Source organism: Gephyromycinifex aptenodytis (genome assembly GCF_012277275.1).
GTDB classification, from domain to species: Bacteria; Actinomycetota; Actinomycetes; order Actinomycetales; family Dermatophilaceae; genus Gephyromycinifex; species Gephyromycinifex aptenodytis.
Genome location: NZ_CP051155.1, coordinates 548,720 through 571,202 on the forward strand (window position 1 = coordinate 548,720; position 22,483 = coordinate 571,202).

The window sequence follows — 22,483 nt, forward strand, 5'->3', positions numbered from 1 at the left end:
CGGTGCCTGCCTCAGCGCCCACCTGTTCCGCGGCCCTGACGCGGGTCGGTTCTGAGTCGAGTGTGCCGGTGCTCCTGTCTGGCGGTGCGCCAGCGGATGCAGCCGGGCTGGGTGCTGTGGACCCTGTGAGCATGTCCTCGGGCCCTCGCGGATGGCCCGCACTCAACGGGACGGATCCTGCCATGCCCCACCGTGGCGCTGATGGCGAAAGAGCCCCGGGGCCACGATGGGGTCAGCTGAGGGTTCGGCTCAGTGTTCGGCGTCCTGCCAGGAGCGACCGGTCCCGATGTTGACCTCGAGGGGTACGGCAAGGTCAGCGGCGGCACCCATGCGGTCGCGCACGAGGTCGGTGACGGTCTCGAGCTCACCCGGCGCGACCTCGAGGACGAGTTCGTCGTGTACCTGCAGCAGCACTCGCGACGCGAGCCCGGCCTCGCGCAGTCCCGCGTCGACGCCGAGCATAGCGATCTTGATGATGTCGGCTGCCGAGCCCTGGATGGGGGCGTTGAGCGCCATCCGTTCAGCCATGTCGCGGCGCTGTCGGTTGCCGGAATCGAGGTCGGGCAGGTAACGGCGGCGGCCGAACATCGTCTCGGTGTAGCCCACTGCGCGAGCATCGGCGACGATCTGCTGCAGATAGTCACGCACTCCCCCGAACCGCAGGAAGTATTCGTCCATGAGGCCCTTGGCTTCGGCGGTGCTGATTGCCAACTGCTTGGACAGCCCATACGCGGACAACCCGTACGCCAGCCCGTAGGACATCGCCTTGACCTTGCTTCGCATCGCCGGGGTGACCTCACCCGGTTCGACGCCGAACACCTTGGAGCCGACGAATCGGTGCAGGTCCTCCCCGCTTTGGTAGGCCTCGATGAGCCCCTCGTCACCCGAGAGGTGAGCCATGATCCGCATCTCGATCTGGCTGTAGTCGGCCGACATGAGCGTCTCGTAACCCGAGCCCACCACGAAGACCGACCGGATACGACGCCCTTCATCGGTGCGGATCGGGATGTTCTGCAGGTTGGGATCCGTGGAGGATAGCCGACCGGTGGCCGCGATGGTCTGCTGGTAGGTCGTGTGGATGCGCCCGTCGTCGGCAACCGACTTGATCAGTCCCTCGACGGTGACCCGAAGGCGGCTCGCGTCCCGGTGCCGCAGCAGCGCCTCCAGGAAGGGATGTTCGGTCTTGGCGTACAGGTCGCCCAGCGCATCGGCATCCGTGGTGTAGCCGGTCTTGGTGCGCTTGGTCTTGGGCATCGAGAGCTCGTCGAAGAGCACCACCTGCAACTGTTTGGGCGAACCGAGGTTGACCTCATGACCGATCGCGGCGAAGGCGTCGGCTTGCGCTTGCCCGACCTGGTCGGCGAAATGGCCTTCCAGATGTTGCAGGGCCTCAGCATCGGCCGCGATTCCCACCCGCTCCATCCGGGCCAGGACTTCTGTCAGGGGTAGTTCGATGTCGCGCAGCAGCTCAGCCCCGTTGGACTTCTGGACGTCTTCATCGAGTGCCGCCGAGAGGTCGAGGACGGCTTGGGCGCGGCTCATCGATGTTTGTGCCTGGATCGACCCGCCTTCGCAACCGAGAGCAAGATCCAGGGTGCCCTGGCCTTGCTGTTGGGAGGCCGGCGTCAGTTCGCGGCGCAGGTGGCGCATCGCCAAGTCCGCCAAGTCGTAACTGCGCTGATCAGGACGGGCTAGATAGGCGGCCAGCGCCGTGTCCGAGACGATGCCGTGCACCTGCCATCCCCGCTCCGCTGCGGACTGCACCTGACGTTTGGCATCGTGCAGCGCCTTCGGGCGTTGCGGGTCGGCCAACCAGTCGGCAAGGGCCCGCTCGTCCGCGGTGTCCATGTCGGCGACGGCGATGTAGGCGCCCTGTCCATCGACTGCAATCGACACCGATTCCACGTCGCCGGTGCCCCGCGCCCAGGTGCCGACGATCTCGACACCGCTACGCCCCGAGGAATGCTCCTGCAGCCACGCCTGGACCTGGCCCGGTTCCAGCACCTGACCCTCGACGGCGACCGCCCCCTCGGCCTCAGGCTCTGGGGCCTCCAGAGTGCTGAACAGCCGGTCCCGCAGGATTCGGAACTCCAGGCCGTCGAAGACCCGGTGCACCTCGTCGCGATCCCAGCTCACGCGCTCCAGGTCATCGACGCTGTGCGGTAGCGGCACATCCAGGACCAGCGCGTTGAGACGGCGGTTGCGCAGCACTGAATCCAGGTGGGCGCGCAGCGATTCGCCCGCTTTGCCTTTGATCTGGTCGACGTGGGCGACGACCCCGGTCAGGTCGCCGTACTGCCCCAGCCACTTGGCTGCCGTCTTGGGCCCGACACCGGGCACCCCGGGCAAGTTGTCAGAGGCTTCACCGACCAGTGCTGCCAGATCGGGGTAGCGCTCGGGAAGAACGCCGTACTTGGCCTCGACGGCACTGGGGGTCATGCGGCTGAGTTCCGAGACCCCCTTGACGGGGTAGAGCAGCGTCACTCGTTCGTCGACCAGTTGCAGGGCGTCTCGGTCACCGGAGACGACGAGCACTTCCATCCCCTGCTGGGCGGCCTGGGTCGACAGCGTGGCCAGGATGTCGTCTGCTTCGTACCCGTCCAGCTCCAGATGGGTGATCCGCAGCGCGTCCAGCACCTCTTTGAGCAACGAAACCTGACCGCGGAACTCATCCGGTGTCGTGGCCCGGCCGGCCTTGTATTCGGCGTACTCCTCGGTGCGGAATGTCTGGCGAGAGACGTCGAAGGCGACGGCCAAGTGGGTCGGCTGCTCATCACGCAACAGGTTGATGAGCATGGCAGTAAACCCGTAGACCGCGTTCGTCGTCTGCCCGGTGCTCGTCGAGAAGTTCTCGGCAGGCAGGGCGAAGAAGGCGCGATAGGCCAGCGAGTGTCCGTCGAGGAGAAGAAGTCGGCTCACGCATGGCAGCCTAGGCCCAGCTACTGACAGCGCCCCACCCGAGCGCGGTCAACCCGCAGTCGAAAGGTGAAAGATGTCTGAGAAGCCGACCGAAGGCGCCCGCGGCGGGCTGCACGCCCTGACCGAACTGGGCCAGCACGTCAAGGGTGACGGGGTCGCCGGAACCCTGATGGAGCGGATGGGGATCGAGATCACCCACGTCGGCCCGGAGGGTGCCCGCGGCACCATGCCGGTGGAGGGCAACGTCCAGCCGTACGGGATCCTGCACGGCGGCGCGAACGCGGTCCTGGCCGAGACGCTCGGCTCTTACGCCGCCTCGGTGCATGCCGGCGCGAACCGCGCCAGCGTCGGCATCGAGCTGAGCTGCACCCACCACCGCGCCGCCCGCGAAGGGATCGTCACCGGCGAAGCCCGGGCGATTCACCTGGGCAGGAGCCTGGCAACCTACGAGATCGTCATCGAGGACGACCAGCAGCGTCGACTGTGCACGGCCCGCCTCACCTGTTTGTTGCGCGAACGCCCGCCGGGCGCCTGAGATACGAAAACGGCCCCGCGGCGTGCGCTGCGGGGCCGCTTTCATCTCGTGGGAATGACGCGGTGTAGCGCGGCCTCACCGAGCCAACGCGCTGCCTTCGGCCAGTGCCCGCGATCTTGACAGTCGGCGTCGGCGCTGGATGAGCACCTGGTCGATGGTGCCGTGCTGCTCCGGTCCGCGCAGCCGACGCAGCAACCCGTTCGTCGGAGCCACCCGGCGGGTGTAAGCGGCAGCGAAACCCAACCGGGCCAGCGCCCGGTTTGCATCCCGAGCTTGAGAGGGCACCGAACACGTGATCTGTTCCACGCCCCCACGCTGAGCCGTCGAGGCGGCCGCTGCCAGCAAGGAGCGTCCTACCCCGTTGCCGCGGTACTCGGGCAGCACGAAGAGGTCGTCGATCGACATCGAGGGCGCGTCCAGGTTGGCGCTCCATGGCTGCTTGGTGGTCCAGGCGTAGCCGGCGTACTCGCCGTTGTGGTAGGCGAGAAGAACGATGACGTGGTCCCGGAAGGCCACCTCAGCCAGTCGGCCGTCGGCAACAGCTCGACGCGCGCCCTCTGCAGACAGACCTGAGGCGACACGTCGGGACACCCAGATCTGCGCGAAGTGGGAGAAAGCTTCGGGATCTTCGGGTTCCAGCGGTACGACGGATGGCAGGCCACGCGCCACGATGAGCCTCCTGAGGCGGTCGGACACGACACGCCCCGGGCTAGGTCCCAGAACCGGGCGCATCGTTGAGCGCGCCAGGGAGGCAGGAGGGGCCGCACGAGCCAGGGGTGCACGTGCTGATGGGCCGAGCATAGGCCAGGAGTGCTCCTGCGGGAAGCTGTGCGGGGTTCCTGTGAAATTCACCTCTACGCTGTGGCGGTGGATGCAGCCTTCCCCGGAGTCGGAACTCTCATCAACAGCGCGACGGTGGTCGCCGGCGCTTTGCTCGGTATGGCTGCTGGACATCGGCTGCCGCAACGCACCCGTTCCGTAGTGACCGACTGTCTGGGCCTGGTCACCCTGCTCATGGCGGGGTTGTCCATCACCAGCGTCAACGACGTTTCGCTGCGGGCTGCAGTGGGTGGCTCCGCCCCCGTGCTCATCGTGCTGGGCAGCTTGCTGATCGGCGGGATCGCCGGATCACTGCTGCGCATCGAGGACCGACTCAACGCTCTGGCCGGGGCCGTTCAAGCCACATTCGCCCGCGATGACAGCGAAGAAGGCCGAGAACGTTTCCTCGAAGGGTGGCTGACCGCGACCCTGCTGTTCTGCGTCGGTCCCCTGACGATCCTGGGTTCCCTCAGCGATGGGTTGGGCCGTGGCATTGACCAGTTGGCCGTGAAATCCGTCCTGGACTTCTTCGCCTCCATCGCGTTCGCCGCCTCCTTCGGGGTCGGCGTGCTGCTGGCTGCCGGTTCGGTCCTGGTCGTCCAAGGCGCGCTCACCCTCGTCGGGGTGCTGCTCGGGGCGGTGATGCCAGAAGCTCAGATCGCAGCATTGAGCGCCACCGGGGGCCTGATGCTGCTCGGGATCGCGTTCCGGCTCCTGCGCATCCGCGACATCCCCGTCGGTGACCTGCTACCGGCGCTCCTCGTGGCGCCGCTGCTGGTTCAAGCGGTCACCTGGCTGCGCTGAGGCGCCAGGGACCGAGGCTGGGAGGTTCACCACGCAGCTGCGGGGCTCATGGCCGGCCAGCTGCCTCTGACGGCCCCGGTGAGGGCCTGGGAAGCGGCACGGCAGGAGTGGGGGGCTGGCACGGGTGCTGCCGGGCGCTGCTGGGCCAGCCGAGCACCCGGCAGCCCATGGCAATCCGCCGCAGAGCGGTGCTGTTGCCGGTTCAGGCCTTCTTGCCGGGTAGCCCGGTGATGACGGCCTCAGCGACCTCACGCATGCCCAGTCGGCGGTCCATAGCCGTCTTCTGGATCCAGCGGAACGCCTCCTGTTCGCTCAGCTTCAACTGAGACATCAGGACGCCCTTGGCCCGGTCCACCGCCTTGCGGGTTTCCAACCGCTCGCTCAAGTCGGCGATCTCGGACTCCAGCGTGTGCCACTCCACCCAGCGGGAACGGGCGATGTCGATGGCCGGCCGCAGGTCGTCGATGGTGAACGGCTTGACCACGTAGGCCATAACGCCGGCGTCGCGAGCCCGCTCGACGAGGTCCTTGTCGCTGAAGGCGGTGAGCATAACCACCGGGGCCAACCGTTCCTGGCCGATGGTCGAGGCCGCGGTGATGCCGTCCATGACGGGCATCTTCACGTCCATGATGATCAGGTCCGGGTGGTGCTCCCGGGCGGCCTCGATGGCCTGCTGCCCGTCGCCGACCTGGGCGACGACCTCATATCCGGCCTCGGCCAGCATCTCGGCCAGGTCAAGGCGGATGAGCGCTTCGTCTTCAGCGACGACGATGCGCAAGCTCTCCGGCTTTCCACCTTCGGGGCTCGGGGTGCTGTTCGTGTCGGGAAGGGGCTGGGGGGCGGCCTGGTCTGAAGTCACCCGCTAAGGATAGACGCCCCGACCAGGGAGCTGGATGTTGGTGCCGGGAGCGGGACTTGAACCCGCACGACCTTTCGGCCAAAGCATTTTGAGTGCTCCGTGTCTGCCATTCCACCACCCCGGCGAGGGTGTCGCACGCCCCAAAGTGTACTGGTTCCTCGGGGCGTGCGAACACGGGTGTCTAGCGTGTCAGGAAGTCGACCCGCCGACTTCGTGAATCTGCAGTGCGTTCGTGGATCCCTCGACTCCGTGCGGGGCGCCCGCAACGACGACGAGCGTATCGCCCGCGGCGGCCCAACCCCGTTCGGTGAGTTGACGATCCACTTCGGCGATCATCGCGCTGGTGTCGTCCATCTCCGGCAGCATCAGGGTGTTGATGCCCCAGGTGAGCGCCAGTCGGCGTCGGGTTACCCCGCGCTGAGAGAAGGCCAACATGGGTAGCTCGGGACGCACCCGAGACATCCGCCGTGCGGTGTCACCCGAGGTGGTGAAGGTCACCAGGAACTTTGCGTGCAGCAACGAGCCGATTTCGGCCGCTGCCCAGGTGACGGCCCCACCGGTGGTGCTGGGTCGGGTTCCCAGCGCCGGGATCCGGGACAACCCGTGGTCCTCGGTGTTCTCGATGATGCGGGCCATCGTGCGCACCGCGAGCACCGGCCAGGAGCCGACGCTGGTCTCACCGGAGAGCATGATCGCGTCAGCGCCATCCAGGACGGCGTTGGCGCAGTCGCTGGCCTCGGCGCGGGTCGGGCGTGAGTTCTCGATCATCGACTCCAACACCTGGGTCGCCACGATGACCGGCTTGGCGTCGCGACGCGCCAGATCCACAGCCCGCTTCTGAACCAGCGGAACCTCTTCCAACGGCATCTCCACGCCCAGGTCGCCACGGGCGACCATGATGCCGTCGAAGGTGCGCACGATCTCTTCCAGATTGGCCACGGCCTGCGGCTTCTCGACCTTGGCGATGATCGGTCGACGAATGCCTTCTTCGTCCATGATCTCGTGCAGGCGGTCGATGTCGCGGGCGTCGCGCACGAAGGACAGCGCGATCCAGTCGGCACCGACGCGCAGTGCCCACCGCAGATCGTCCTCGTCCTTCTCGGACAGCGCTGGCACGCTGACTGCCACACCGGGCAGGTTGATGCCCTTGTTATTGCTGATCATTCCGCCTTCGAGGACCTCACACCGAACCTCGGTGGCGGTGACCTCGACGGCGCGCAGGCTGATTTTGCCGTCGTCGATCAGCAGGGTGTCGCCGGGGCGGACATCGCCCGGCAACCCCTTGAAGGTGGTGCCGACCCGGGTGGCATCACCGTCTACTTCGTCGGTGGTGATGGTGAATTCGGCGCCCACCGCGAGGTGGACCGGCCCGCCGGAGAAACGCCCGGTGCGAATCTTGGGCCCTTGCAGGTCGACCAGGACGGCGATAGCGCGCCCGGATTCTTCTGCTGCTTGGTGAACCCACTTGATCTGCTGCTCGTGTTCGGCATGGGAGCCGTGGGAGCGGTTGATGCGAGCCACATCTAGGCCCGCGTCGATGAGGGCCCGAATGGCTTCCTGGGAGTTCACGGCGGGACCGAGGGTACTGACAATTTTGGCTCGACGCATGAACCCCATTCTAGAGCCCTAAAGTTCGACCCCCTGAACCGCTCCGCGGCGGCCAGGGGGTCGAGCAGGTGAACTCTGTCTGCTACAGCGAGATGATCGCTACACCACCAGCGGCCGATCGGTCGGTGAAATCGGCTGCGGCAGGTTTGATTCGCCGCTCAACCAGGCGTCGACGCCGGCTGCCGCCGCCCGCCCCTCAGCGATAGCCCAGACGATGAGAGATTGCCCGCGACCGGCGTCTCCGGCCACGAAGACCCCCGGCACGCTGGACATGAAGTGCTCATCGCGCACGATGTTGCTGCGGGCGTCTCGCTCCACTCCGAGCTGATCGACCAGACCCCCGCCTTGGGGTCCGAGGAAACCCATGGCCAGCAGCACGAGTTGGGCCGGGAGCACCTTCTCGGTACCGGAAACCTCCACCGGGGCTCCGTTCTCGAAGCGGACCTCGGTCAACCGCAAACCGCTGACGTGACCGTCCTGGCCGATGAACTCTTTGGTGTTCACCGCATAGACCCGCTCACCGCCTTCCTCGTGGGCGCTGGCCACCCGGTACAGCATGGGGTAGGTCGGCCACGGATGCGCCTGGCTGCGCTCCTGCCCGGGCCGGGGCATGATCTCCAGTGAGGTCACCGAGCGTGCCCCCTGGCGGTGTGCGGTACCGATGCAGTCGGCGCCGGTGTCACCACCACCGATGACCACGACGTCCTTGCCGGTGGCGACGATCTGGTTCTCGACCTCGCCGCCGAGGGCCACCTTGTTGGCCTGCGGCAGGAAATCCATGGCCTGCACGATGCCGTCCAGCTCGCGGCCCGGAACGGGCAGGTCACGAGGCACCGTGGAGCCGATGGCCAGAACCACCGCGTCGTAACGGCGCCGCAAGTCTTCACCGGTGACGTCTACACCGATGTTGACGCCGGTACGGAAGCGGGTTCCCTCCGCGCGCATCTGGGCCAGGCGCCGGTCGATGACCGACTTCTCCAGCTTGAACTCCGGGATGCCGTAGCGCAGCAGCCCGCCGGCCTTGTCGGCGCGTTCGAAGACGGCGACGGTATGCCCGGCTCGGGTGAGTTGCTGGGCCGTGGCCAGGCCCGCAGGCCCGGAACCGACGACGGCGACCGTGCGACCCGAGAGTCGCTCCGGGATGACCGGGGTCACCCGCCCGTCGTCGAAAGCGCGGTCCACGACCGTCACCTCTACCTGCTTGATGGTCACCGCGGGCTGGTTGATCCCGAGCACGCAGGCGCTCTCGCAGGGCGCAGGGCACAACCGACCCGTGAACTCCGGGAAGTTGTTGGTGGCGTGCAGTCGCTCGATCGCCTCCGGCCAGCGGCCGTTCCAGGTGAAGGTGTTCCACTCCGGAATGAGGTTGCCCAGCGGGCACGCGCTGTGGCAAAACGGGATACCGCAGTCCATGCAGCGCCCCGCCTGCTCCTGCAGCTCCTCGGGGTCTTGCTTCTCATAGACCTCCTTCCAGTCCTTGATGCGTACCGGCACCGGGCGCCGCTGGGGGAGCTTGCGGTCACGGACCTTGAGAAAGCCCTGGGGGTCAGCCACGGGTCACCTCCAAAATCTGCTCCCACACCTGGGGAGAGTCGGGTTCGAGCCCCCGTGTCGCCGCCACTTCGCGGACGTCGATAACACGTTGGTAGGCACGAGGCAGGATGAGCGAGAAGCGGCCGCGAGCCGCCTGCCAGTCGGCCAGGAGTCCGGCCGCGACGGCCGAACCGGTTTCGTCGACATGGCGCTGACACAGATCGCGAACGATCGCTTCGTCCCGCTCGCGCAGCGGCAGAACGTCGACGAGTTCGCGGTTGACGCGATGTTCCAGCAGATCCAGGACGTAGGCGAGTCCACCGGACATCCCGGCACCGAAGTTGCGTCCGATGCGCCCCAGGACCAGGACGGTGCCGCCGGTCATGTACTCGCACCCGTGGTCGCCCACGCCTTCGACCACAGCGATGGCGCCGGAGTTGCGCACGCAGAACCGCTCCCCTGCCATTCCGCGCAGGAAGATCTCTCCGCTGGTGGCGCCGTAGCCGACCACGTTGCCGGCGATGACGTTCGCCTCGGCCGCAACCGTGGAGCCGACCGCGGGGCGCACGATGACGCGCCCACCGGAGAGGCCCTTGCCGACGTAGTCGTTGGCTTCACCGAAGAGGCGCAAGGTGATGCCGGCCGGGATGAACGCCCCCAGGGACTGCCCTGCCTGACCGTTGAGCACTACTTCGATCGTGTCCGCGGGCAGCCCGTGGGGGTGAGCGCGGGAAACCTCGTGGCCCAACATGGTTCCCACGGTCCGGTTGACGTTACGGATCGGCGACTCGATACGTACCGGGCCGCCGCCGTCGATCGCCGAGCGGGCCTGGGCAACCAGATCGACGTCCAGGGCACGCTCCAGGCCGTGCTCCTGGCCGACTGAGCAGTACCGGGTCGTGCCGGGTGCCGGTACGGCTTCGGTGAGCAGTCCGGACAGGTCCAGCCCGCTGGCCTTCCAGTGCGCTACGGCGCCGTCGACGTCCAGGACGCCGGTCTGTCCGACGGCCTCCTGGATGCTGCGGAAGCCCAGATCGGCGAGGATCTGACGCACCTGGGTCGCGATGTACTCGAAGAAGGTCTCCACGAATTCCGGCTTACCCGTGAAACGTTCCCGCAGTTCGGGGTTCTGGGTGGCGATGCCGACCGGGCAGGTGTCCTGATGACAGACCCGCATCATGACGCACCCGGAGACGACCAGAGGGGCGGTGGCGAATCCGAACTCCTCCGCGCCCAGCAGCGCCGCGATCACCACATCGCGACCGGTCTTCAACTGTCCGTCGGTCTGTACCACGATCCGATCCCGCAGCCCATTGAGGATGAGGGTCTGCTGGGTCTCGGCCAGTCCCAACTCCCAGGGGGCGCCGGCATGCTTCAGCGAGGTCAGTGGCGAGGCGCCGGTGCCGCCGTCGTGGCCGGAGACGAGCACCACATCGGCGCGTGCCTTGCTTACCCCGGCCGCGACGGTGCCGATGCCCACTTCGGAGACCAGTTTGACGTGCACCCTGGCGTGCGAGTTCGCGTTCTTCAAATCGTGGATGAGCTGCGCCAGGTCCTCGATGGAATAGATGTCATGGTGCGGCGGCGGGGAGATCAGGCCGATACCGGGTGTGCTGTGCCGGGTCTTGGCCACCCACGGGTAGACCTTGGCGCCCGGAAGCTGACCGCCCTCCCCCGGTTTGGCGCCTTGGGCCATCTTGATCTGAATATCGTCGGCGTGGGTCAGGTACAGGCTTGTCACCCCGAAGCGACCCGAGGCGACCTGCTTGATGGCGCTGCGACGTGTGGGGTCCAACAGCCGCTCGACGTCCTCGCCGCCCTCGCCGGTGTTGGACTTGGCACCCAGCCGGTTCATCGCCACGGCCAAGGTCTCATGGGCTTCTTGACTGATCGAGCCGTAACTCATCGCGCCGGTGGAGAAGCGCTTGAGGATTTCGCTGACGGGTTCCACCTCATCCAACGGGACCGGGGCTCGCACCCCGTCGCGGAACTCGAAGAGCCCCCGCAACGTCATCAGACGTCGCGCCTGGTCATCGACGCGTTGGGTGTATTGCTCGAACACATCGAACCGGCGGTTGCGGGTCGCATGCTGCAGTCGGAAGACCGTCTCGGGGTCGAACAGGTGCGGTTCGCCCTCCCGGCGCCACTGGTACTCCCCGCCCACGGGTAGGACCCGGTGGCTTGGGCTGATGCCGTCGCGCGGGTAGGCCAGCGCGTGTCGGGCGGCGACCTCGGCAGTCAGCACGTCCAGGCTGACCCCACCTAGTTGACTGGTGGTGCCGGTGAAGTAGGAGTCGACCACGTCCTGCGCCAGTCCGATACACTCGAAAACCTGCGCGCCCCGGTAAGAGGCCACGGTCGAGATGCCCATCTTGGACATCACCTTCAAGACGCCCTTGCCGAGCGCCTTGATCAGGTTCGCGACCGCTTCTTCGGCGGTGACGCCCGCCAACGCACCGCGGCGCACCATGTCTTCGACGGTTTCCATCGCCAAGTAGGGGTTGACCGCGGCAGCGCCGTAACCGATGAGCAGGGCCACGTGGTGCACCTCGCGCACATCGCCGGCCTCCACCAGCAGCCCGACCCGGGTGCGGGTTTTCTCGCGGACGAGGTGGTGGTGGACGGCCGCGGTCAGCAGCAGCGAGGGGATGGGCGCCTGGTCCGGGGTGGAATCGCGGTCGGACAGCACGATGTAGCTCGCCCCACGCGAGATGGCCGCCGAGACCTCCTTGAAGATCATTTCCAGGCGCCGCTTCATCGCGGCGGCCCCACCGGCCACGTCATATAGGCCCTGCACGACCACGGTGCGGCGTGCGCTGGTGGCATCACCGAAGACGTCTTCGTCGATGTGCACGATCTTGGCCAGTTCGTCGTTGTCGATAACCGGGAAACGCAGCACGATCTGGTGGGTGTGCTCGGAACCGGCTTGAAGGGCGTTGCCCTCGGGGCCGATGGCCGAATCCAGGGAGGTGACGAGTTCTTCGCGGATGGAGTCCAACGGCGGGTTCGTCACCTGGGCGAACAGTTGGGTGAAGTAGTCGAAGATCAGCCGCGGCCGCTCCGACAACACCGCGATGGGGGTGTCGGTGCCCATCGAACCGAGGGCCTCGCCGCCGGTGCGGGCCATGGGGGCCAGGATGAGCCGCAGTTCTTCCTGGGTGTACCCGAAGGTCTGCTGGCGGCGGGCGACGCTAGAGGGGGTATGCAGAATGTGCTCGCGCTCGGGAAGGTCGCAGAGGTGGATGAGGCCCTCCTGGAGCCACTCGCTGTACGGGTGTTGCGCCGCCAGCCCCGCCTTGATCTCTTCGTCGCCGACGATCCGGCCGTGCTCGGTGTCCACCAGGAACATGTGGCCCGGCTTGAGACGGCCGCGCTTCTTGATCCGGGCCGGGTCGATGTCCAGCACGCCCGCTTCGGATCCGAGCACCACCAGACCGTCGTCGGTGATCCAGTACCGACCGGGACGCAACCCGTTGCGGTCCAGCACCGCGCCGATCAGGGTGCCGTCGGTGAAGGTGACGCAAGCAGGCCCGTCCCACGGTTCCATGAACAGCGAGTGGTACTCGTAGAAGGCAGCGCGGGCAGGATCCATCTCGGCATGCTTCTCCCACGCCTCTGGGATCATCATGAGCATGGCGTGCGGCAGCGAACGCCCACCCAGGTGGAGTAGTTCGAGCACTTCATCGAAAGAGGCCGAGTCCGAGGCGCCCGGAGTGCAGATCGGAAAGAGCCGCTCCAAGTCCCCGCCGATGAGGTCGCTGTGTAGCAGGCTCTCCCGAGCCTGCATCCAGTTGCGGTTACCCCGCACCGTGTTGATTTCACCGTTGTGAGCGATGAAGCGGTACGGGTGAGCCAGCGGCCACGCCGGGAACGTATTGGTGGAGAACCGTGAATGCACCAGCGCGAGTTCGGTGACGAGGCGCTCGTCTTTGAGGTCGGGGAAGAATGTCGTCAACTGGTGCGGGGTGAGCATGCCCTTGTACACGTGGGTGCGACCCGACAAGGAGGGGAAATACACCTCGAGTTCCCGCTCGGCGCGCTTGCGCAGACAGAACGCGAGGCGTTCCAGGGCCAGCCCGTGCACGTGCTCCTGCTCCGGTGCCAGGAAGAGCTGTTCGAAAGCGGGCATCGCTTCGAGCGCGGCAGCACCGATGTCTTGAGTGTTGATGGGCACTTCGCGCCAGCCAAGGACCTGCAGCCCTTCTTCGCGGGCCAGATCGGTGATCGCCGCGCGAACCTGATCGCGCTCCTCGTGCTCAACCGGCAGGTACGCCGTACCTGCGACGTAGTGGCCTTTGGCGGGCAGTTCGAAGTCGGTGACTGCGCGCAAGAAGGCATCGGGGATCTGAGTCAGGATCCCCGCGCCGTCCCCGACCATCGGGTCGGCGCCCGTTGCGCCGCGGTGGTCCAGGTTGAGCAGCGCGGTCAGGGCGTGCTCGACGATGTCATGCCCTGGGGTTCCGCGCAGGGTAGCCACCATCGCCACACCGCAAGCATCGTGTTCGTTGGCTGGGTCGTATAGCCCGGTAGCCCTGGGCAGCGCACTGTACGCAGGAGGCATGAGGCACCGTCCTTGTGATCTCGAAATGGGTCACTGGGCGACGGTGGCCAGTGAAGCGAATGTAGCGGCTCTGTTTAGCGTCTCACCAAAAAGAACGTTGCATCTCACTTACTGGATCGTTTTACGTGGTCTCCTGGCCGGGTTCGGAGGCCACAGGCGGCGTTGCGCCGGCCGGGCTGCGTTCGCGCCAGACCCACCAGATAACGGCTCCCAACACGAACACCGCCATCGAGGTCCACACGTTGAGGCGAAGCCCCAGAACATGATTCGCCTCGTCGATGCGCACCGTCTCGATGACGCCGCGTCCCAGGGTGTACAGCATGATGTAGGCCGCGAACAGTTGCCCGGAAGCGGGCCGCCGGACCTTCTCCAACACCAGCAGCAGCCCGGCGATGAACAGGCACCACAGCGATTCATAGAGGAACGTCGGGTGGAAGGTGCCTAGGACGACTGCTTGACCGGAGGCGTCGTGCACCGCACGACCCAACGAGTGGTCCCACTGGTGGATCTCGAGGCCCCAGGGCGCGTCCGTGGGACGACCGTAGAGTTCGTTGTTGAACCAGTTACCCCACCGGCCGACGGCCTGGGCCACCGCCAATGGTGGTGCCACGGCTGTGCCGACCTCACGAAAAGACACCCCGGTTTGTCGGGCGCCGATCCACACGCCCAACGCCCCCAGCGCTACCGCTCCCCAGATCCCGAGGCCGCCCTGCCAGATCTTGAACGCGTCGAGGGGGTTGCCGCCTTGACCGAAGTAGGCCTGCGGCGATGAGATCACGTGATACAGCCGACCCCCCACGATCCCGAACGGAATGGCCCACATCCCGATATCCCAGATGGCATCCTTCGGACCGCCTCGCGCCACCAGGCGGCGATCGGTCCACACCAGCGCCAGGAGTATCCCCAGCAGGATGCACATGGCATAGGCCCGCAGCGGGAACGGGCCGAGATACCAGACGGCCTGTTCCGGGCTGGGGAGGAAGGCAATCAACAGCAAGCTCCGAAACGCATGCCGCCATCCTCCCAGGGATAGCCACTGGTATCGGCGCGAGGCGCGCCGGGCACGGGTTCGGTGCTGCCGAGTCGCGGTGCCGGTGCGCCGTCTGTGGCTGGGCGCGTTGGAGAGCCGATGCTGAAGGCGCCCAGACGCGGGACCCGCCCTGAAATGTTGCGACGGGGCTCTGCGCAGGCGTGCGAGCTCAGTTCTTCGCCGCTTCGGCGATAGCCGCGTCCAACGCTTCCGGGTGCTGCGAGTTGTCCTGGCTCAAGACCTGGGAGAGGTCGAACTCGTTGCCGTCGATCCGGTAGGTCGGGGTCCCTTTCACACCATCCCGGGCGCTCTGCTCGTCGACGCGCGTCAGGTAGCCCCGGTAGTGCAACTGCGCCGTGCACGCCTCGAAAGTGGTGCGCGCCTGTCCGCTGATCCCAGCCTGGTCCGCGACGCTGGACACCAGATCGCTGGGCCAACCCTGCTGCGGGTTCTCTTGGGAGGGCTGGGCCGCCATCAACAGGTCGTGCGCTGTGGCCAGGGACTGCGGGCCGGCATCGGAGGCGCAGGCGGCTGCGTTTGCGATGCGCATCGACTCCCCGCCCTCCTTGCCTCGGTCCAGGGAGGTCTTCAAATGCAGCACGACTTTCGCCTCACCGGAAGCGGCCAGTGCTTGCACGCGAGGGCCGAGGATCTCGTGAAAGGTTTTGCACCAGTGGCATTGGAAGTCCTCGTACACATCCAGCACCGGCACCCCTTCCGTGGGCGGGGTGCTGTTGAGCATGATGCCGCCACTGTCGGAGACCGCGCCACGGGGAACAGGACCCGCCCCTTGGCTGTCATCGCCGCGGCTACCGGCATAGATCGCCGCGGCAATCGCAGCCAGGACCACCAGTGCCAGGATGAGTCCCAGGCGAGACTTGCGTTTGCGCTCCTGGGGCGCTGCTGGGCTGTCGGTCGCTTGGCGCGCCTTGCGCGAGGCTTTGCCGGACGTCATGCGCCGACCCTTTCCGAAAGAACAGCATCAAGGCTGAGCGACGTGTGCGGGCGGGCGAGGAGCCACCCACCACACAGTGCCAAGAGGAAGTCCCGGGCGATGTCCAGGCCGTACTGCGTCTGCTCCGGCGCGACGGCGCCACCCCCGCCGAAACAACCGCAATCGATGGAGAGCCCGCGTGCCCACGCTGAGGCAATGGCCGCCACGAAGACCAACATGAGCACAGCTCCGGCGCCGGCGGCGAACCGGGTGTAAAGCCCCAGCACGAGCAACAGCCCCAACGCCATCTCGATGGCCGGCAGCGCCATACCGACGTAGCCGGCCAGGTCGAACGGCAAGATCTGGTAGGCCTGCGCCGCTCGGGCTGCCACCAGCGGCGAACCGATCTTCATCCCGCCCGCGACCAGGAGAGCCGCGCCGAGAATCAGCCGCGCCACCAACCCGACCCACGGAGTCATTCGTCGGGGTTGTTGCGTCGCTGTCGAACCCACGTGCCCAGCGCTCACTCGCGGCCGCCCCGTACGCCCGCCGCCAGTTCGGCCGTCAGTGCCCGCAACTGCTCACACCCGGAGTCCGGTTCGTCATCCTTCAGCGTGGCCACCAGCGCCGAACCGACGATGACCCCGTCGGCGTAGGCCGCCACCTGGGCGGCTTGCTCACCGGTGGAGACCCCCAGACCCACGCACAACGGCAGGTCGGTGACAGCTCGGGTGCGTTCGATCAGATCCGCTGCGCCCGAACCGACCTGTGCCCGCGCCCCGGTCACCCCCATCGTGGAGGCGACGTAGACGAATCCACGGCAGTGTTGGACGGTCATCGCCAGCCGCGCATCGGTGCTGCTCGGGGCGACGAGGAAGATGGGGTCCAAGTCGTGTTCTTGGGCAGCGCTGAGCCAATCACCGGCTTCCTCAGGGATGAGGTCCGGGGTGATGATCCCGGAACCGCCTGCGGCCGCGAGGTCGGCGGCGAACCGCTCCGGGCCGTAGCGCAGGATCGGGTTCCAGTAGCTCATCGTCACGCAGGCAGCTCCCGCCTCGACGACCGTGCGCACGGCCTCGAAAACGTGGGCCACCCGCACCCCGCCGGCTAGCGCGACCTGGGCGGCGTGCTGGATGACCGGCCCGTCCATCAGGGGGTCGCTGTAAGGAAGGCCGACCTCGACGACGTCAGCCCCGGCCTCCACGACCGCCCGCATCGCTTCCAGGGACCTGTCCAGGCTGGGGAAACCCACCGGCAGGTAGGCCACCAAAGCCGCGCGGTTCTGCTCGCGGGTCGAGCTGAGAACCTCCGAGAGTCTGCTCACCACCCGCTCCCTTCAGCGTCCTGGGGTTCGTCCTCGGCCTTGATCTGTTTCTCGCGCACGATGTCCTCACCGCTGAGGATGTCGAACCAGCGCGCCGCCGTCTCGACGTCTTTGTCGCCGCGACCGGAAAGGTTGACCAGGATCAGCCCGTCGGGGCCTAGCTCCGCCCCGACCTGACGGGCACCGGCCAAGGCGTGCGCGCTCTCGATGGCCGGGATGATCCCTTCGGTACGGCACAGCAGCTGAAAAGCTTCCATGGCTTCGGCGTCGGTCACCGGGCGGTACTCGGCCCGACCGCTGGTGTATAGGTGGGCATGCTCCGGCCCGACGCTGGGGTAGTCCAACCCCGCAGACACCGAATGGGATTCGATCGTCTGCCCGTCTTCGTCCTGCAGCAGGTAGGTCGCTGCCCCATGCAGCACCCCGGGCACGCCGGTAGCGAACCGGGAGGCGTGCCGACCCGAGGCGACACCCTCTCCCCCGGCTTCCAGCCCGACCAAACGCACATCGGCGTCGCCGATGAAGGCGTGGAAGATACCGATGGCGTTCGAACCGCCGCCGACGCAGGCGCACACGGCATCCGGCAGGCGCCCCACTTCCTGAAGCATCTGCGCCCGGGCTTCGTCGCCGATGATGCGGTGGAAGTTGCGCACCATCTCAGGGAAAGGATGCGGTCCGGTGACCGTGCCAAGCACGTAGTGCGTGGAATCCACATTGGTCACCCAGTCCCGCATCGCTTCGTTGACCGCGTCTTTGAGGGTGCGGCTGCCGTGCTTGACGGGGATCACCTCGGCCCCGAGCAGCTTCATCCTCGCAACGTTCAGGGCCTGTCGTTCGGTGTCCCGCTCGCCCATGTAGACCACGCAGTCCAGACCCATGAGCGCTGCCGCGGTGGCGGTGGCCACCCCATGCTGGCCGGCGCCCGTCTCGGCGATGACGCGCTTCTTGCCCATTCGCACTGTCAGCAAGGCCTGGCCCAGGACGTTGTTGATCTTGTGCGAGCCGGTGTGGTTGAGATCTTCGCGCTTGAGAAAGATCCGAGCTTTGCCAGCATGTTGGGCGAACCGCGGCACCTCAGTGAGCAGGCTGGGTCGGCCGGTGTAGCTGCGGTGCAACTCCGCCAGTTCGGCTTGGAACTGCGGGTCGGTCTCGGCCGCCCGTCGAGCAGCATCCAGCTCATCGAGGGCGGCAACGAGAGCTTCGGGCACATAACGGCCGCCGAAGTCACCGAAGCGGCCGGCGCGTGGGTCGCTCGTCATGGGCGACTCCCCTTCTGTTAGCGAATGGTGGCGCCAGGCGCCGTTGTCAACGAGACCCGTGGCGGAGCGCCGGGTGGGCGCCTGCGGCCACGAGATCAGCGACGGCCGTTTTGGGGTCGCCTCCGGTGACTAAGGACTCCCCGACGAGCACCGCGTCCGCCGATGCCCGGGCGAATTCGAGAACGTCGTGGGGTCCGCGGACTCCCGATTCGGCGATCTTCACCCGGTCGGCGGGGATGCCTGCGGCGACACGCGCAAAAACGGTGCGATCAACTTCGAGAGTCTTCAGATTGCGGTTGTTGACCCCGATGATTTGGGCCCCGGCGTCCAGGGCGCGCTGGGTTTCTTCCTCGTCGTGGACTTCCACCAATGCGGCCATGCCCAGGGACTGCACCCGCTCGTGCAGCGCCACCAGCTCATCCTGTTCCAGCGCGGCAACGATGAGCAACACCATGTCGGCGCCGTGCGCGCGGGCCTCCACCACCTGATACCCGCTGACGATGAAGTCCTTGCGAAGCACCGGGATGTCGACGGCGGCACGGACCGCGGCAAGGTCGGCCAGGCTCCCGCCGAAGCGGCGACCTTCGGTGAGCACACTGATGACGCTCGCCCCGCCCGCTTCGTAGTCCGTGGCCAGGGCGGCCGGATCGGCGATCATCGCCAAGGCGCCCTTGCTCGGGCTGGAACGCTTGACTTCAGCGATGACCGAAACGCCCTCCATCCGCAGAGCGGCTTCGGCGTTGCGCGCGGGCGCTACCCGATCCACCCGTTCCTTGAGCGCGCTCAGCGGCATATGACGCTGACGCTGCTGCATGTCCTCTCGGACACCGACGATGATCTGGTCCAGAACGCTAGCCACCAGGCCAGGCTACGTGCATTGACTGAAATCCGAGAACCGGCCGCCCTCGCTGCTGTCCCAACACCCGCCCCGGCTCGTGAGGGTGCTTCTGCCTCCGCTCGGCTCACTGAACAGGTCCTGGGGACCGTGCGGGGGCCCGGCGCCCCCTGAAGAAAAGTTCTTTGGAATGCAGGTGCGTCCGAGGAACACCGCAGATACCGGTGCGGGCCGTAGCCTGAAAGGGACGCACTCACCAGAGGAGATGTATGAGCGACAACAACAACTCATGGCCCCCCGGGAATGAGTCCTCGCCAGGCTCGAACTGGCCGCCCGCCGATGGGACCCCGGCCGCTGGCGGACCCGGCGGATCCACCGCCGCCGGCCCGGGCGCCCAGCCCCCCTACGCGGCACCCTACGGCTCCGGTTCCCAGTATCAGCAGCCCGGCGCTGAGCCCGGCTATGTCGGCGCTGCTGGGTACGGGATGCCTAACCAACCGGCTTACGCTACTGCCGCCTACGGAGCTCCGGCCCCGTTGCCCACGGGACTGGCCGTGGCCGCTCTGGTGGTGGGGATCCTGGCGTTGCTGGGCAGCTGGCTCCCGGTGCTCGGCATCCTGGCCGGTGTCGTGGCGCTGGTGTTGGGCATCCTGGCTCTGCGTCGGGTCACGCAAGGACGCGCCGCCGGCAAGGGGATGGCCATTGCAGGCCTCGTGCTCGGCATCGTCTCGGCCCTGATCAGCCTGATGGTGACGATCACCCTCGGGACGTTGTTGATCGGCCTGATGAACAGCGGCGACTTCGACGGCTTCATGAAGTGTGCCCAGCTGCCGCAGAGCGAACAAGAGGCGTGCTTCGAAAGTGTCATGTCGGTAGAGGACACGACGCTTCCGGCTACCTGAGCCGAGGCAACATGCAACGACGCGGGGTCCCTCCGAGCGATCGGAGGGACCCCGCGTCTGCTGCCCGCACAAAGTTCTCAGCGCACTGCAGAGGTGCCCTTCTTGCTGCGGTGGCCGTTCTCCCCGTAGCCGGCCTTGTCCAGCACAATCCAGGCAACGACGCCGACAACCACCAGCACGGCGCCTGGGATCCACAGCGTCGGCGAGCCGAGGATGACACCGATGCAGGTGATCAGGGTGGCGAGAAGGATGATGCCCACGCCCGTCCAAGCTGCGGTGCTATTGCCGTGTGACTCTGCCATGGAGGCGCTCCTTGTCGAACCGTGAACCGGCCGTAGTCTCGATCGTGCGGCGCCGCACTGATTCGGCGCACATCATTGACCTCATTGTGTCAGGAGTTCGCCGTGCCGAGGTGACGAGCACGCCGATGCATCCCCGATTCACACCGTGGGGTCCTCACCGGCAGATAGTTGCTCCCACTGGCTCATCGGTCTGCTCGCAGTAGGCGAGGAGCGCTCATAGCGGGTTGTCGGTTCCTGCCACGACGCAAAAGCCATCAACGCTCCGGCTGCGGTGCCGAGCAGAGCGCACAGGATCGCCGCCCACGGCCAGGGCGTCAGGCCGGCCTGCTGCACCTGCACCGAAGACGTTGTGGCGGTGGCGAGTGCCTGAGTCGGATCGGTGATCACCCTCACCGCAGCCACCACGACCAGCACGCCGCAACCAGCCGCCAGGGCCCCGCACAACCGCCGAACCAGACCGCGGGCCAGCATCCCGGCAAGCATTGCCGCGGCCAACGACAGCGCGGCGGGCATCACCATCCCGGAGGCAACGGTTCCGGTGGCCGAATCGGGTCGGGCGCTGCCGATCTGGTCCAGGCCGACTCCACTCACCCAGACCGGGATGGCGGCGGCTCCGGCCCCGAGGCCGCCCAGGATGCCGGCCATGACGATGGTTCGACGCGCTAGCCCCACGGCATCCCCTTCACGAGTGCGACCGCAGGCGGACGCCGCGGCTGGTCCACCATATCGGGACCGGCCGCGGCGCCCGGATGCTCAGTTGGCGACAGAGGGTTGTGGGTCTCCCGCGACGTCCACCTCGGGGTGGCGCCCGTAGTAGAAGATGCCGAGGATGAGGAAGCAGACCAGTACCACCGACATGAAGATCAGAAGGGGGATCAAGCCGAACTCGGCGATGATCGGGATGGCGGCTGCGGTGATCAAGCCACCACCGAAGAAGGGCTCGAAGATGAGCTGCTTGTAACCGAAGGCCTCCAACGCGGGGCTCTCGTTCTCCGGGTCGGCAATCTTCATCAGGATCAGGCCGGTCGCGGTGACTCCCATGGACTGCCCGAAGTCACCGATACCGCGCTCGAACCAGTACTTACGGATGATGCGTGGCACGAGCACCAGGAAGACGAAGACGTTCCAGGCCACACCCGCCACGGCCAAAATGATGAACGGCTGCCAGTTCGCCGCGATCGCTGTCAGCGACAACGTGGCCAGCGCCGAGATGATGAGCAGATCCAAGGCGAGCCCCTGGATGCGCAGCATCATGCCCTGGTCGATGATGCCGCCGTTACCGGTCTTGTCCAGCAGCAGCTGCACCACGACACCACCGAGCATGGCCACCGGGAACAGCGGCACGTAGGCCAGGATCTCCACGACGTCAGCCCACAAAAGCTGTTCGATCCATTGCAGCCCCTTGAGCAGCAGCACACCGAACAGCACCGCCACCGAAGCGAACCCGAAGTGCAACGCCAACGGTTCGATGGAGGCCGGCCGTGTGGTCATCATCGCGGCCGGGTACTGCTCATCTCCGCGGAACAAGCCGCGCTGCTCGTCCAAGGACTGCTCCAGCGCGCCGTCCAGGCATTTCGTCCTGCCGGTGCGCACACCCCAGTTGATGAGGGCCACACCGAAGACGATGCCGCCGACCACACCGACCGTGGCCATTGCCAGGGCGAGGTCGGCACCTTCGGGGAAGCCCAGTTCTTCCATCACTCCGCGCATACCGGCAGCCGTTCCGTGGCCGCCTTCCAGACCCATCTCGATGAGGGCGCCAGCCATCGGGTTGGTGCCGAACAGCGGCCCCAGCACGAGAAGTGCCAGCAGCAGACCCACCACGTATTGGCCCGAGGCCAACACGACGCCTACCGACAGCTGCGGACCGACGAGGCGAGCTGCGCGTTTGGGCGTCGGCAGCGATTCACCCAGGAAAAGGGTGGCGAAGACGATGCTGATGAGAAGACCTGGCAGCGACTTCCACACCTGCAGGATCTCAGGGGTGAAGATTCCCGCCTCGGCGAAGCGGTCGCTTCCCAGCGATGAGGCGATGGTTCCCAACACCTCAGGACCTAGGGCCAACGCAGCGAAGCCGCCGATGATCGAACTGGGCAAGAAAAGCCGCTGGGCCCAACCGGCGTTGATACGTACGACCTTGGCTAATAACAGGATGAGGCCGAGGAGCAGGAGCGACAAGCCGATGATGTTGGCCGACATTGGGGTCCTTTCAGGGCCGCCCGCAGGCGTGGGCGCACCGCCGGATGGCAGGAGGGGCAG

18 protein-coding genes and 1 tRNA gene are annotated in these 22,483 nt (G+C 66.7%); 3 read left to right on the forward strand and 16 right to left on the reverse strand.

From position 1 onward, the window contains the following. Positions 1–249: 249 nt before the first annotated feature. Positions 250–2,919 carry a DNA polymerase I gene (polA, locus tag G9V96_RS02350; RefSeq protein WP_168581597.1) on the reverse strand — a complete coding sequence of 890 codons (2,670 nt, stop codon included), beginning with the start codon at positions 2,917–2,919 and terminating at the stop codon, positions 250–252. Between the two features lie 169 nt (positions 2,920–3,088). On the opposite strand from polA, the gene G9V96_RS02355 reads away from it, so the two are divergent. Beyond that, complete coding sequence (locus G9V96_RS02355) at positions 3,089–3,454, forward strand: PaaI family thioesterase (RefSeq protein WP_226913614.1); 366 nt, start codon at positions 3,089–3,091, stop codon at positions 3,452–3,454. A gap of 75 nt (positions 3,455–3,529) precedes the next feature. Here the strand turns inward: G9V96_RS02355 and G9V96_RS02360 are convergent, their stop codons facing one another. Continuing rightward, positions 3,530–4,123 (reverse strand): GNAT family N-acetyltransferase, encoded by a 594-nt coding sequence (locus G9V96_RS02360; protein ID WP_168581599.1) that lies wholly within the window; start codon positions 4,121–4,123, stop codon positions 3,530–3,532. 198 nt (positions 4,124–4,321) lie between these two features. On the opposite strand from G9V96_RS02360, the gene G9V96_RS02365 reads away from it, so the two are divergent. After that, entirely contained in the window at positions 4,322–5,077 is a 756-nt protein-coding gene (locus G9V96_RS02365; RefSeq protein ID WP_168581600.1) for a DUF554 domain-containing protein, read from the forward strand. Between the two features lie 202 nt (positions 5,078–5,279). Here the strand turns inward: G9V96_RS02365 and G9V96_RS02370 are convergent, their stop codons facing one another. The 11 genes from G9V96_RS02370 to trpC form a co-directional block, all read right to left on the reverse strand. Then, entirely contained in the window at positions 5,280–5,936 is a 657-nt protein-coding gene (locus tag G9V96_RS02370) for an ANTAR domain-containing response regulator (protein WP_168581601.1), read from the reverse strand. A gap of 38 nt (positions 5,937–5,974) precedes the next feature. Further along, positions 5,975–6,060: transfer RNA gene (locus G9V96_RS02375), tRNA-Leu, on the reverse strand. Between the two features lie 65 nt (positions 6,061–6,125). Further along, complete coding sequence (gene pyk / locus G9V96_RS02380; RefSeq protein ID WP_168581602.1) at positions 6,126–7,544, reverse strand: pyruvate kinase; 1,419 nt, start codon at positions 7,542–7,544, stop codon at positions 6,126–6,128. A gap of 99 nt (positions 7,545–7,643) precedes the next feature. Beyond that, positions 7,644–9,098, reverse strand: a complete 1,455-nt coding sequence (locus G9V96_RS02385; RefSeq protein WP_168581603.1) for a glutamate synthase subunit beta — start codon at positions 9,096–9,098, stop codon at positions 7,644–7,646. Beyond that, on the reverse strand, positions 9,091–13,638 hold the full coding sequence (gene gltB, locus G9V96_RS02390) for a glutamate synthase large subunit (protein ID WP_168581604.1): 4,548 nt from the start codon (positions 13,636–13,638) through the stop codon (positions 9,091–9,093). The genes G9V96_RS02385 and gltB overlap by 8 nt, the downstream gene beginning before the upstream one ends. Before the next feature lie 121 nt (positions 13,639–13,759). Further along, complete coding sequence (gene lgt, locus G9V96_RS02395; protein WP_319643822.1) at positions 13,760–14,629, reverse strand: prolipoprotein diacylglyceryl transferase; 870 nt, start codon at positions 14,627–14,629, stop codon at positions 13,760–13,762. Positions 14,630–14,837: 208 nt separating this feature from the next. Beyond that, a complete protein-coding gene (locus G9V96_RS02400; RefSeq protein WP_168581605.1) occupies positions 14,838–15,623 on the reverse strand; it encodes a DsbA family protein in 786 nt (261 codons plus the stop codon). Then, entirely contained in the window at positions 15,620–16,081 is a 462-nt protein-coding gene (locus G9V96_RS02405; RefSeq protein WP_168581606.1) for a MauE/DoxX family redox-associated membrane protein, read from the reverse strand. The genes G9V96_RS02400 and G9V96_RS02405 overlap by 4 nt, the downstream gene beginning before the upstream one ends. A gap of 44 nt (positions 16,082–16,125) precedes the next feature. After that, positions 16,126–16,926, reverse strand: coding sequence for a tryptophan synthase subunit alpha (trpA, locus tag G9V96_RS02410; protein ID WP_168581607.1), 801 nt, complete (start codon positions 16,924–16,926; stop codon positions 16,126–16,128). After that, positions 16,923–18,185 (reverse strand): tryptophan synthase subunit beta, encoded by a 1,263-nt coding sequence (trpB, locus tag G9V96_RS02415; RefSeq protein WP_168581608.1) that lies wholly within the window; start codon positions 18,183–18,185, stop codon positions 16,923–16,925. The genes trpA and trpB overlap by 4 nt, the downstream gene beginning before the upstream one ends. 46 nt (positions 18,186–18,231) lie before the next feature. Further along, on the reverse strand, positions 18,232–18,999 hold the full coding sequence (gene trpC / locus G9V96_RS02420) for an indole-3-glycerol phosphate synthase TrpC (RefSeq protein WP_404861434.1): 768 nt from the start codon (positions 18,997–18,999) through the stop codon (positions 18,232–18,234). 290 nt (positions 19,000–19,289) lie between these two features. On the opposite strand from trpC, the gene G9V96_RS02425 reads away from it, so the two are divergent. Then, the gene (locus G9V96_RS02425; RefSeq protein WP_168581610.1) at positions 19,290–19,922 is read left to right on the forward strand and encodes a DUF4190 domain-containing protein; all 633 of its coding nucleotides are present in this window, start codon (positions 19,290–19,292) and stop codon (positions 19,920–19,922) included. 77 nt (positions 19,923–19,999) lie between these two features. Here G9V96_RS02425 and G9V96_RS02430 read toward each other — a convergent pair whose 3' ends face one another. The 3 genes from G9V96_RS02430 to G9V96_RS02440 all read right to left on the reverse strand — a co-directional run bounded on the left by G9V96_RS02430 (position 20,000) and on the right by G9V96_RS02440 (position 22,423). Beyond that, on the reverse strand, positions 20,000–20,224 hold the full coding sequence (locus tag G9V96_RS02430) for an HGxxPAAW family protein (RefSeq protein ID WP_168581611.1): 225 nt from the start codon (positions 20,222–20,224) through the stop codon (positions 20,000–20,002). Between the two features lie 138 nt (positions 20,225–20,362). Further along, a complete protein-coding gene (locus G9V96_RS02435; protein ID WP_168581612.1) occupies positions 20,363–20,896 on the reverse strand; it encodes a Trp biosynthesis-associated membrane protein in 534 nt (177 codons plus the stop codon). 81 nt (positions 20,897–20,977) lie between these two features. Beyond that, positions 20,978–22,423 carry a sodium/glutamate symporter gene (locus G9V96_RS02440; protein WP_168581613.1) on the reverse strand — a complete coding sequence of 482 codons (1,446 nt, stop codon included), beginning with the start codon at positions 22,421–22,423 and terminating at the stop codon, positions 20,978–20,980. Positions 22,424–22,483: the final 60 nt, after the last annotated feature.

What these genes read in the sequence shown, in the direction of transcription:
- G9V96_RS02425 (WP_168581610.1), top strand. Translation starts at nt 19,290, where the DNA reads ATGAGCGACAACAACAACTCATGGCCCCCCGGGAATGAGTCCTCGCCA.
- G9V96_RS02430 (WP_168581611.1), bottom strand. Translation starts at nt 20,224, where the DNA reads ATGGCAGAGTCACACGGCAATAGCACCGCAGCTTGGACGGGCGTGGGC.
- G9V96_RS02440 (WP_168581613.1), bottom strand. Translation starts at nt 22,423, where the DNA reads ATGTCGGCCAACATCATCGGCTTGTCGCTCCTGCTCCTCGGCCTCATC.
- gltB (WP_168581604.1), bottom strand. Translation starts at nt 13,638, where the DNA reads ATGCCTCCTGCGTACAGTGCGCTGCCCAGGGCTACCGGGCTATACGAC.
- G9V96_RS02355 (WP_226913614.1), top strand. Translation starts at nt 3,089, where the DNA reads ATGGAGCGGATGGGGATCGAGATCACCCACGTCGGCCCGGAGGGTGCC.
- G9V96_RS02405 (WP_168581606.1), bottom strand. Translation starts at nt 16,081, where the DNA reads ATGACTCCGTGGGTCGGGTTGGTGGCGCGGCTGATTCTCGGCGCGGCT.
- G9V96_RS02400 (WP_168581605.1), bottom strand. Translation starts at nt 15,623, where the DNA reads ATGACGTCCGGCAAAGCCTCGCGCAAGGCGCGCCAAGCGACCGACAGC.
- pyk (WP_168581602.1), bottom strand. Translation starts at nt 7,544, where the DNA reads ATGCGTCGAGCCAAAATTGTCAGTACCCTCGGTCCCGCCGTGAACTCC.
- trpC (WP_404861434.1), bottom strand. Translation starts at nt 18,999, where the DNA reads ATGCAGCAGCGTCAGCGTCATATGCCGCTGAGCGCGCTCAAGGAACGG.
- trpB (WP_168581608.1), bottom strand. Translation starts at nt 18,185, where the DNA reads ATGACGAGCGACCCACGCGCCGGCCGCTTCGGTGACTTCGGCGGCCGT.